The sequence below is a fragment of the Virgibacillus sp. genome, from assembly GCF_013393565.1.
Taxonomy (GTDB): Bacteria; Bacillota; Bacilli; order Bacillales; family Amphibacillaceae; genus Virgibacillus; species Virgibacillus dokdonensis.
In genome coordinates, this window is sequence record NZ_JABXHF010000041.1 from 1 (window position 1) to 10000 (window position 10000).

At 33.9% G+C, this 10000-nt stretch carries 8 protein-coding genes; all 8 read right to left on the reverse strand.

Annotated elements, in window-relative coordinates; genetic code table 11:
• Window positions 1–237: 237 nt before the first annotated feature.
• The 8 genes from trpA to HLX49_RS10140 all read right to left on the reverse strand — a co-directional run bounded on the left by trpA (window position 238) and on the right by HLX49_RS10140 (window position 9599).
• Complete coding sequence (gene trpA, locus HLX49_RS10105; protein WP_296361651.1) at window positions 238–936, reverse strand: tryptophan synthase subunit alpha; 699 nt, start codon at window positions 934–936, stop codon at window positions 238–240.
• A 6-nt stretch (window positions 937–942) separates the two neighbouring features.
• Entirely contained in the window at window positions 943–2220 is a 1278-nt protein-coding gene (locus HLX49_RS10110; RefSeq protein ID WP_296361653.1) for a PTS ascorbate transporter subunit IIC, read from the reverse strand.
• Between the two features lie 137 nt (window positions 2221–2357).
• Complete coding sequence (locus tag HLX49_RS10115; protein WP_296361655.1) at window positions 2358–2627, reverse strand: PTS sugar transporter subunit IIB; 270 nt, start codon at window positions 2625–2627, stop codon at window positions 2358–2360.
• Window positions 2628–4700 (reverse strand): BglG family transcription antiterminator, encoded by a 2073-nt coding sequence (locus HLX49_RS10120; protein ID WP_296361657.1) that lies wholly within the window; start codon window positions 4698–4700, stop codon window positions 2628–2630.
• Between the two features lie 234 nt (window positions 4701–4934).
• Entirely contained in the window at window positions 4935–5912 is a 978-nt protein-coding gene (locus tag HLX49_RS10125; protein WP_296361660.1) for an NAD-dependent epimerase/dehydratase family protein, read from the reverse strand.
• 231 nt (window positions 5913–6143) lie between these two features.
• Window positions 6144–7367: a phosphoenolpyruvate hydrolase family protein gene (locus HLX49_RS10130; RefSeq protein WP_296361661.1), complete on the reverse strand. Its 1224-nt coding sequence runs from the start codon at window positions 7365–7367 to the stop codon at window positions 6144–6146.
• Window positions 7368–7534: 167 nt separating this feature from the next.
• Window positions 7535–8359: a phosphoenolpyruvate hydrolase family protein gene (locus HLX49_RS10135; RefSeq protein ID WP_296361663.1), complete on the reverse strand. Its 825-nt coding sequence runs from the start codon at window positions 8357–8359 to the stop codon at window positions 7535–7537.
• Window position 8360: 1 nt separating this feature from the next.
• Window positions 8361–9599 carry a Tm-1-like ATP-binding domain-containing protein gene (locus HLX49_RS10140; RefSeq protein ID WP_296361665.1) on the reverse strand — a complete coding sequence of 413 codons (1239 nt, stop codon included), beginning with the start codon at window positions 9597–9599 and terminating at the stop codon, window positions 8361–8363.
• Window positions 9600–10000 lie beyond the last annotated feature (401 nt).

Below are 10000 nucleotides of genomic sequence, written 5' to 3' on the forward strand. Positions count from 1 at the left end.
ACTTTTTAAACTTTAAAATATAAAAAATCATTAAAAACCGATTATTTTCCCCTTTTTTCAGTTCAAAAGAATTATTTTTTTAAAGAAAGTATATTTTTAAATTTATAGTATGAATTTTATGAAATAATTATTTTATAGTTATTTATAGAAGGAGATAATCCAATCACAACATCTTTTAACTATATGAAGAAAGGCAGGGAACTTATTCCCCACCTTTCTTCACTTACTTTTATATAGTTACAATGAAACATTTTTTAAACTTTTTAAATATGAATTGATAGTTTCTAAGGATTCGCTTGCAATCATTTTCACAAAAAAAGAGCCAATAATTACACCATCTGCACCATTATAATACACACTAGCAACATCTTGTTCGTCTTTAATCCCAAACCCAACAAAAATGGGTAGATTACTATACTTTCTAATTCGTTTTATTGTTTCAATGTAATTTGTAGGTACTTGGTTAAAGCTCCCCGTTTTTCCAGCACCACTCATACAATAGGCAAATACGCGATTATTCTTCAGCTGTTCTTCTAATAATTGATTTGACATCGTTTCATTATACAGCTGGATAGGCATTGGATAATCTTCAAACGTAATTTCTTGATCTACGCACAATATACCATCAATTAACTGACTATCGATAGTGAATAGATCATAATTATCTAATCCTTCTTTATATGTCATAAGAACAACTTTAAATGTGTATTTTTCTTTAATCTTCATGAGGATTTGATTTAAATACGTTCTATCAAATCCTTGGACTAATACCTGCTGATGACTTTCTTTAATAACCGCACCATCCATGTGGGGGTCTGTTACCGGAATGCCAAGCTCTAAGACATCCACCTTGTATGTTTCCATTAAATCTAAGATTTTAAAAAATCGATCTTCATTAGGATAGCAACATGGTAGATAAAGGGCGAGTTGCTTCATAAACCATTACCCTCCAATCAGCTTCAACAGCATACCCATTAATGGCCCGTATAGAGCATAGTCTGTTTCACTAAGAATACGCATGATAGAGCCATAAGAACCTATATGCGGAAGTAATAATGCTTGCCCTATAATTAGGATTAGACCATTCGTGAATGAACCGATTAAAGCACCTCTAATTCCACCTGTCGAATTACCGAAAATGGCAGTTACTGCACCTGTGAAAAATGTTGGTATTAATGCTGGAAAGACCGCTATTGGGTAATCAACTACTGCTAAAATGAACATTCCTACAAATCCAGCTACTAAACTAGTTAAGAAACCAACGATTACTGAAGTCGGATAATTTGGGAATAATAACGGTACATCCAAACCTGGCTTGGCATTCGGAATTAATTTATCTGCAATACCATGGAAAGCTGGGATGATTTCAGCCAACAACATCCTTACCCCAGATAGAATAATGGTAATCCATAAACCAAACTGTAAACCATTTAGTAAAGAGAAAGTAACAATATCTCTTCCTCCACTAATATTATCTGCTACCCAAGCTGGATTAGAAATAAGTGATACAACTAAGAATAATAGCGTCATAATAACTGTCAATGCAATGGTCATTTCTCTTAGGAAATTTAAGCTTTTTGGTATTTTAATGTCTTCTAGATCGTTTTTCTTATTACCTAATAAACCTCCAAGTTTCGCTGCAATCCACACACCACTGGAACTTGAGTGACCTAAAGTAAATCCTTCTCCGCCTTTTATATTCTTCATTAAAGGTGCAACATATGAACAAGTAAATGTTAAGTAAAAACCTAGAATAAGAGAACCTGTTAATACAAGTGGAATAAATCCCATGTTTGTACCAAATTTAAGTAAAGCTGCAATTAATCCTGCATAGAAAAAAGATACATGTGCAGATAAATGCACATATTTAAATGGTGTTATGCGTGCAAATAAAATATGAATAATAAATCCTAATGCGAAAATCAATGCCATTTCCGTTCCTATCTCTACAAAACTCTCCATTTGCGCTTCTTCAAGTGTAGGAATCTCCGCATTTAACTGAAATACTTTACTAAGCATTGGTTGCAACGGGAGCAAGGAAACTCCTAGTGATTGCGCACCAGTGTTAATAAGTAAAAATCCTATCATTGTTTTAACTGTAGATGAAACTAATGAATCAAAGCTCTTTCGTTGTATTAATAAACCAACTAATACGACAGCTCCAATTACAAATACTGCCTGACTGAATATATTGTTAATGAGATACATAAGAAAATCCATTGGCTGCTCTCCCCTTTTTATCGCATTGCAATAGTCATTGACTAAAGTCATAGTTACATAAAATGTTCATAGACATTAATTATTCTTCCCATAATCCAAAATTAGCATTACAGGACGTAAAATATTTACAAATACGATTAATTAATTACTTTCACTAATTCTGTTCTTAAAAATTCTTTATCCATCATGTTATCTATTTTGACAACCTTAGCTTTTGAGTTTCTTAAAATGTCCGCAAAATCAGATGTGGTAATTACAATATCATAATCATCAGCACTAACAGAGCCGATATCAGATGCATCTACAGTTGCCTCTACACCCTCATTTGATAAAATTTGTTGCGCGAATACCTTAAGCATCATACTACTCCCTACGCCTGCTCCACAAACTGTCACTATTTTATACATTTACTTATCCCCCTTAAAAATTCGCATGATATCTTCTGCTGTTTTAGCATTTAGTATTTCTTCCAATTTCTCTTCTTGATTTAAGACACCTACTAATTCCGATAAAGCCGTTAGGTGAGTCTCATGATCAATTGCACATAATCCAATGACAATTCTAACAGGATCATTTGTACGATGCCCGAATACAATTGGTTCTTTTAATGTAACAATACTAAAGCCAATATCTTTCGCACCATATTCTGGTCTGGCATGCGGCATCGCTATACCTGGCGCAATCACAATATACGTACCGTTTTCTTTTACATTATCAAGCATTGCTTGAATATATTTTTCTTCAATAAGATTGTTTTTTAGAAGTAATTCACCACTTAATTTAACTGCACTATCTCTGTCTTGTACTTCTGCTTGTGTTTTTATTAGATTTTCATTTAAAACTTCAATTAACACAGGATGTGATCTCCTCTCCAGATTTGGTAACTTTGTTTTTTCATTTTGAAAATATTGTTGTAATTTTTCCTGAAGTGCTTTCGGATCATGAATCGTACAGTAAGGTTCTATAATTTTCAAAATGTCGAACACAAGCAATTCATGCCCCTCAAACTTTTCTAATAGCAAAGTTAATTTCTTAATATCTTCTTTTGACAAAATAGGATTTACATTTACTACTTGTATTTCCTGCAATGTTAATGGGACTGTTGTGATCACTAAATCAACTATTTCTTCTTCGACGATTTCTGAAGCTTGTCTAGCCGGAAATGCCCCAAGTACTCTTATACGAAATAAATTCTTTAATTGTGTTGCTAACATTTGTGATGTGCTCATTCCGGTATCGCACACAATAATGACAACTGGTTTTCTTCTTGTTCGTTTCTTTTGCCTTTCTAAAGCAGCTGTAACATACATCGTTATAAAAGAAGCTTCATCTTCATTAAAGCCAACACCTAATTGAGCTTCTATTATAGGAATTGTTTGCATGACATGATTATGAACATAATGATAATTTTCCTTTATTGCATCCAACACAGGATTATCAATGGATGTTCCATTACTAAGTCGGTATATTGCAGGTCTAAGATGAGCCATTAATCCATTGAACAACTGTTCATCCTCTATAAATGAAACATGAAAAATAGATTCAAGTTCTTCAATAAACGTCCGGGTTACCATTTGTAATGGAAGCCACTGTTCATTTGTGTTACCATATTGATTCGTATCCTGCAAACTACTACTAACTAGCTGCGAAGCAAAATACATCACTTCATTTTCCGGAAAACTAATTCCAAATGCACGATTAATTTCTTTTTTAACTATACATGCTATCTCATATTCCCGCGTTGCTAAAACCCGATCTGAGATTGCATCCCTTCCTAACATTCGTCTCTGTTTCACTCGATTGATCGCTAAACCAAGATGAAGAATAACTCTGAAATACGAGTGATCTGAAATAATAATTTGTAATTTATGTTCTGCCATTCTGACTATACGTACAAGGTGATTGATTTCTTGAATGGAAAGAAATTCATTTAAGATAGACTGCTCGGTGTTGGTCATGTGAATACGGTTTCTTTTTTCCTCTCGAAAAACTGCCAGCAATGCTTTTCTTATAGATAACTCTCTTCCTTCTACTCTCAAGCCTTTGTAAGGATAGGACATTAGTGATAATTCATGTTCTTGAAACCACTGTTTCCAATGCTTCATATCACTAATGACTGTATTTCTTGATACTTTAAGAAAATTTGAGATTTGGTCAATCGTTACATAGCTCTGTTGAATTAATAAGAAATGTAAGGCAGAGTATTTTCTTTCTTCTGGTGTATGAAAAATAAATTCTTCTTGATCAAGAAGCGATTTTAAATGTTGTAGCTCATTCTTCGTAAGCTGCAACGATACACCTTTTCCTTTTTGACGTTGCAACATAGGAAGTTTATGTTTATCTAAAAAATCATCCACTTCCATTAAGTCATTATAGATACTACGTTGACTAACAGAAAAGTGCTTAGTTAGCTCTTTAATGGTAAATAAAAGGTCATTCTCTGTTAATAGTAAAACAAGATCTCGCGCGCGATTGTTCATCTATCTCCACCTCACTTTTATTATAAGTAATCGTTTCAATTACCACCAAGACCAAATGCTTGCATGTTATCTTGCAATCACTTGGTTGCAAATTGCAAAATCATTTTGCAATTGATTGATTAACTACACAAAAAAAGAAAGCCTCACCATTTTAGGTGTAGGCTTGTACTCTATTTTATAACAATGCATTGATAAAATCTTTCAAATTTGCAAGGAAAAACTTCATCTAAATGTTCAATTAGAATTATCGATACAAACTTTAATGGTTTCTTTTATAGATGCAATGACATCGTCTTGATTATATTTTAAAATAGCCATCGTATCATCCGGTTCTAGGTATGCATCGCGGTCTTTAATATCAGCTGTTAAACCTAGATGTATTCCATGTTCTTTTCCCTCGGCTGCTAGTTTCTTATCATATTCCACTAAAGTAGGTTTAATATGATCTTTCGGAACTACTTTAATCACTGTATCTTTTTGCCCTAATAACTCTGCAATAATTTGATAAAACTCTTGGTGTTTCATATTTGTACCACCAATAGCATACTTTCCACCATGTTCACCAAATTCTATAGCTCCGATCGTTGCATCTGCTACTTGTTGAACGGTAACCATTGCTGTCCCACCACTTAAGACTGGAACAACATCTTTCCCTTGAATCTCAGGCAAGAACATAGACCAAAGTGGCGTCCGACCCGGCATGGTACCAAAAATATATGGCAAACGGATAGACATAACATCCATTTCACCCTCTCCTTCTAAAATTGCAACTTCTTCTTGTAATAGTCGAGTTCTCGGATAAGGTTGTTTATCTAATTCTAAATCGGTCCATTGCTCTGCAAAATGAGAAAAGTAAGAGCCATAAATAACGAACTTTTTCACTCCAGACATTCTTGCTAAGCGCGCCATTCTTTGTGTAGGAACAACATTTGCATCATAGTAGAACTTAGCAGCTGGAATCTCTGGAACCACTCTTTCATCCGCACCAGCCGCATAAATAAATACATCTTTCCCTTTTAGTAAAGCAAGGACTTCTTCATCGGTCATATCATTAATATCACCTAATTGACATGCAACCTTTTTTGGTAACAAATCTTCTGTAGGCATAGGAGGTAAAGAAACGGTAGATACTGTATAATCCCGCCTTAATAACTCTCTAACTGTGTGGTAACCAAGTAAACCTGTGCCACCTAAAATAAAAACATTTTTCATTTTTAGTCCTCCTTCATTTTCCTTTACAATCGTCTATTAGATTGTTTATTCAACGTATTGATTGAGGGAGATAGAAGCCTTTCGTGCACAAAAGAAAAAATGCTAACAAACGATTGTTAATTTTTTCACAATCTATTTACATCATAACAATTGCTTCCCCATAAGTACATAATATTTAAATAAATAATCAACCATATATTAAGCGTTTACAAAAAATGCATTTAGTAAGGATCAACTTTTCATTCGATCATAAGATTTACTTACTTTATATTTATTCGCATAGTTTTTTGGAGACATCCCTTTTGTTCTTTTGAATATTTTGCTGAAATGTACATAATCTGTGTAACCTACCATATCTGCTACATTTTTTAATAATACCTTTTCTTCTTTTATTATTTCACATGCTCTACTCATGCGGAATTGAACGAGATACGATTGAAAAGGTACACCAACTTTATTTTTGAAGAGTGTACTTAAGTAAGATCTATTTAAATTCAAAATCTCTGATAATTCATTTAAAGTTATCTCTTCATTGTAATGTAATTGAATATACTCCTTAACAAAATCTACATAATCTTCATTAGACCCAATCCCATCGATTATCTTTTGTATTAATGCGTCATAATGAATATCCAAAGTAGACTTGAACGATTCAGTAACTTTTAAAATAGCTTGCTCTGCTGGTATTCTTTCAAAAGCAGATCCACCAATAAAGCCATTTATTTTTGTGTCATCATACATAAACTGTACATCAATCGGTTTATTAAGGGGACCCCCATATACCATTTTAATAACTTCTGGATTCACTTTATTACATGCATCAAAAATAGAAACCGCTAATTTTTTTGCTGCTTGCAAAGATTTAATTTGCCTTCCACCCAAGATTCCACCAGATGTCAAACCCAAATGAACACAAATAATGTCTGCACCGGCATGAATCATTTTAATTGCCTGTTCTGTATTAAACACAAATGCAACTGTGAGAAGTCCTTGTTTATTAGCTATTTCAATCGCTTGTACTTCTCTGTCAAAAGTAATTCCTTGTGACTCTAATCCTTTCCGGAATTCTCCATCGAAAAGTCCAATTGTTGGATAATTATTAATCCCAGCGAAACCATTCTCTTTAATCTCTTTAATATAACTTTCTAAATGAATCATAGGATCTGTTGCAGATAATCCAAATATGGTGGGGATCTCTTTGATTGCAGGTATGATCTCTTTTCTAGCGAAGTCCATAACAATTTGATTACTATTTGCTATTGCTAAATAACCAGCAAGTGAACTTACACCTCTTTGTCGAAAATAACCAGAACTTAAAGCTAATATAAAATCAGCTCCACCGGCTTCAGCATACCTTGCAGTTAATCCCGATCCCGCAGCAACACCAATAATGTGTCGATCTGTTTTAATTTGTTTTTTTAATCGTGTGATGATTTCTGATTGTACTGAGGTCATAGTAATCAAACTCCATTTAATAATTTTTATCTGTATTTTTATTATACATGAATAGAAGAAATGTGATGTATGTGTTGTTTGTTAAAATACAAAAAGGAACATAACTGTATTTTTGTACATGGTTATGTTCCTTTTGTATAATATTTCGGAATTCTATTTTTGGAGCATTACTTTTTAATTTGTTTAAATGCCTCTGACTGTTCTCTAATACCTTTTTCAGCAGCGAATCGCTCAATACTTGAAGCACCGAAGAAGCCTACAATTCCTTCTACTCGTTGAATCACATAATCCGCATCTTCTGGATCTGCAATTGGCCCACCATGACAAATCACTAAGATATCAGGATTAATCGATTTTCCAGCCGCCACTATTTTTTGAATACGTTCTACACAATCATCAAGTGTTAATGCAGTTTGGGCTCCAATCGTTCCTTTTGTAGTTAAGCCCATATGTGCAACTAATATATCTGCACCAGCTTCTGCCATAGCTGTTGCTTGTTCTTCATCAAAAACATATGGTGTTGTAAGCATATCTAAATGATTTGCTTTCCGAATCATGTCCACTTCTAAGTCATATCCCATTCCTGTTTCTTCTAAATTTTGTCGGAATACACCATCAATCAAACCAACTGTAGGGAAATTTTGAACACCCGTAAATCCTTGTTCTTTTAATTGTTTCAGAAAAACATCCATCACTCTAAACGGATCCGTTCCATTTACCCCAGCCAAAACAGGGGTGTTTTCGACTACAGGTAAAACTTCTCTTCCCATTTCCATAACAATTTCATTCGCATCACCATATGAAAGTAATCCAGCTAATGAACCACGACCAGCCATGCGATATCGTCCAGAATTGTAGATGATCAACATGTCTGCGCCACCAGCTTCACTACTCTTTGCTGTAATACCTGTCCCTGCACCAACGCCTAATAATATATTTCCTTCTGATACTTCTTTTTTAAATCGATCTAAAATTTCTTTTCTTGAAAGCATATTACTTCTCTCCTTTTTTTTGCTCGATTAATTGTATTAACTTCTCTGCAGCAGCTTCCGCAAATTGTGGATCATTGATATTCATATCTAACTCTAATAGTTGCACATTATTAGGATTAATATTTTCTCTTAATGTATTAAATAGAACTTGATCTTCTTCGGGGCCATAGAAATCTTGTCCTTTAGCATCTAAACCTGACACACCTTTTAAAGGTAATAATAAGGCAGTGCTTTCTTGTGCTTGATTTAACTTCGTCGCAATTACTTCCGCTACTTTTTTGTTCTCTTCTGGTGTCGTTCTCATTAACGTTACAGTAGGATTATGTTTATAAAATTTCCGATCAAAAAATTCATCTGGAACAGAGTTATATGGGCCAAAATTAACCATGTCAAGTGCACCTACAGAAACTACTTGGGGTGTTCTAGAAGTGGCAGCAGCCTCTAACCGATGAGGACCAGCATTAAGCACACCACCTACAATTTCATCTACCCATTCTGTTGTTGTTATATCAAGAACTCCATCGAAAAATCCTTCTAATATCAAGTTTTCCATCGTTTGACCACCGATTCCAGTAGCATGGAATATTAAAACTTCATATCCTCTATCTTCTAAATAACTTTTAGCGTGATTAATACATGGTGTTGTAACTCCAAACATAGATGCTGCAATTAGAGGCTTTCTATGTTCACTTTGCTCAATTTTTGTTTTATCTTTAAAATCCAGCATGCCTGTTATAGCAAATACAGCATTACTAAAAATTGTCGTCGATATTTCATTTAAACCAGCTACATCTACAATAGAAGGCATCATAATAATATCACTAGCTCCTATATATGGCTGCGTATTTCCTGACGCAACCGTTGAAACCATTATTTTAGGAACACCGATGGGCAATGCTCTCATTCCTGGTGTAACAATCGAGGTTCCACCAGTACCACCAAATGATAAGACACCATCAAACTTACCTTCTTCATATAATTTAGGAAGTAAAGACTCCATTCCCTTGGCTAGTGCTTCAGTTGCTTTAGCCCGGTCTTTATCTGCAACGATCTTTTCGATTGTATAACCTGCTGCTTCTACTACTTCCGCATTCGAAATATCTGCTTGAAATGCTGATTCGAATACACCTGTATGAATAGTGAGTGTTTGGAAACCCAATGATTCAATTAAATCTTTTACGTACAGAAACTCTTTTCCCTTTGAATCAAATGTACCTGCTAACGCAATTGTTTTATTCATGTGATACTCTCCCTTATTTATAAGTAAAGTATTTAATCTTACAAATATATGATAGCGTTTTCTTATTATAAAATTAATGTGCTTATGTTTGTAAAAGTTGTGTTTATGTTAGTAATATATTTTTTGATAGATATTAGATCGATGATTAATAACAAAATTTTTAAAACAAAAAAATGACGTTCACAAGCTTTCACTCGCGAACGACATAAAAAAGAAATACTTTCTAAAAATTTATAAATTCTCAATTTCATTATATCTTTGCTTCTGTCTGTAACCATAAGCAATATTACGAACAAGCTCTGGGTTTTCTACACCAGCACCAATAGCACCTGCTAGAATAGCTACAGAAGTACCTAACCAAGATAAGCGTAGTAAGATTAAAGCATCCACTTCTTCTTTTA

What these genes read in the sequence shown, in the direction of transcription:
- HLX49_RS10130 (WP_296361661.1), bottom strand. Translation starts at nt 7,367, where the DNA reads ATGACCTCAGTACAATCAGAAATCATCACACGATTAAAAAAACAAATT.
- HLX49_RS10125 (WP_296361660.1), bottom strand. Translation starts at nt 5,912, where the DNA reads ATGAAAAATGTTTTTATTTTAGGTGGCACAGGTTTACTTGGTTACCAC.
- HLX49_RS10135 (WP_296361663.1), bottom strand. Translation starts at nt 8,359, where the DNA reads ATGCTTTCAAGAAAAGAAATTTTAGATCGATTTAAAAAAGAAGTATCA.
- HLX49_RS10120 (WP_296361657.1), bottom strand. Translation starts at nt 4,700, where the DNA reads ATGAACAATCGCGCGCGAGATCTTGTTTTACTATTAACAGAGAATGAC.
- HLX49_RS10140 (WP_296361665.1), bottom strand. Translation starts at nt 9,599, where the DNA reads ATGAATAAAACAATTGCGTTAGCAGGTACATTTGATTCAAAGGGAAAA.
- HLX49_RS10110 (WP_296361653.1), bottom strand. Translation starts at nt 2,220, where the DNA reads ATGGATTTTCTTATGTATCTCATTAACAATATATTCAGTCAGGCAGTA.
- HLX49_RS10115 (WP_296361655.1), bottom strand. Translation starts at nt 2,627, where the DNA reads ATGTATAAAATAGTGACAGTTTGTGGAGCAGGCGTAGGGAGTAGTATG.
- trpA (WP_296361651.1), bottom strand. Translation starts at nt 936, where the DNA reads ATGAAGCAACTCGCCCTTTATCTACCATGTTGCTATCCTAATGAAGAT.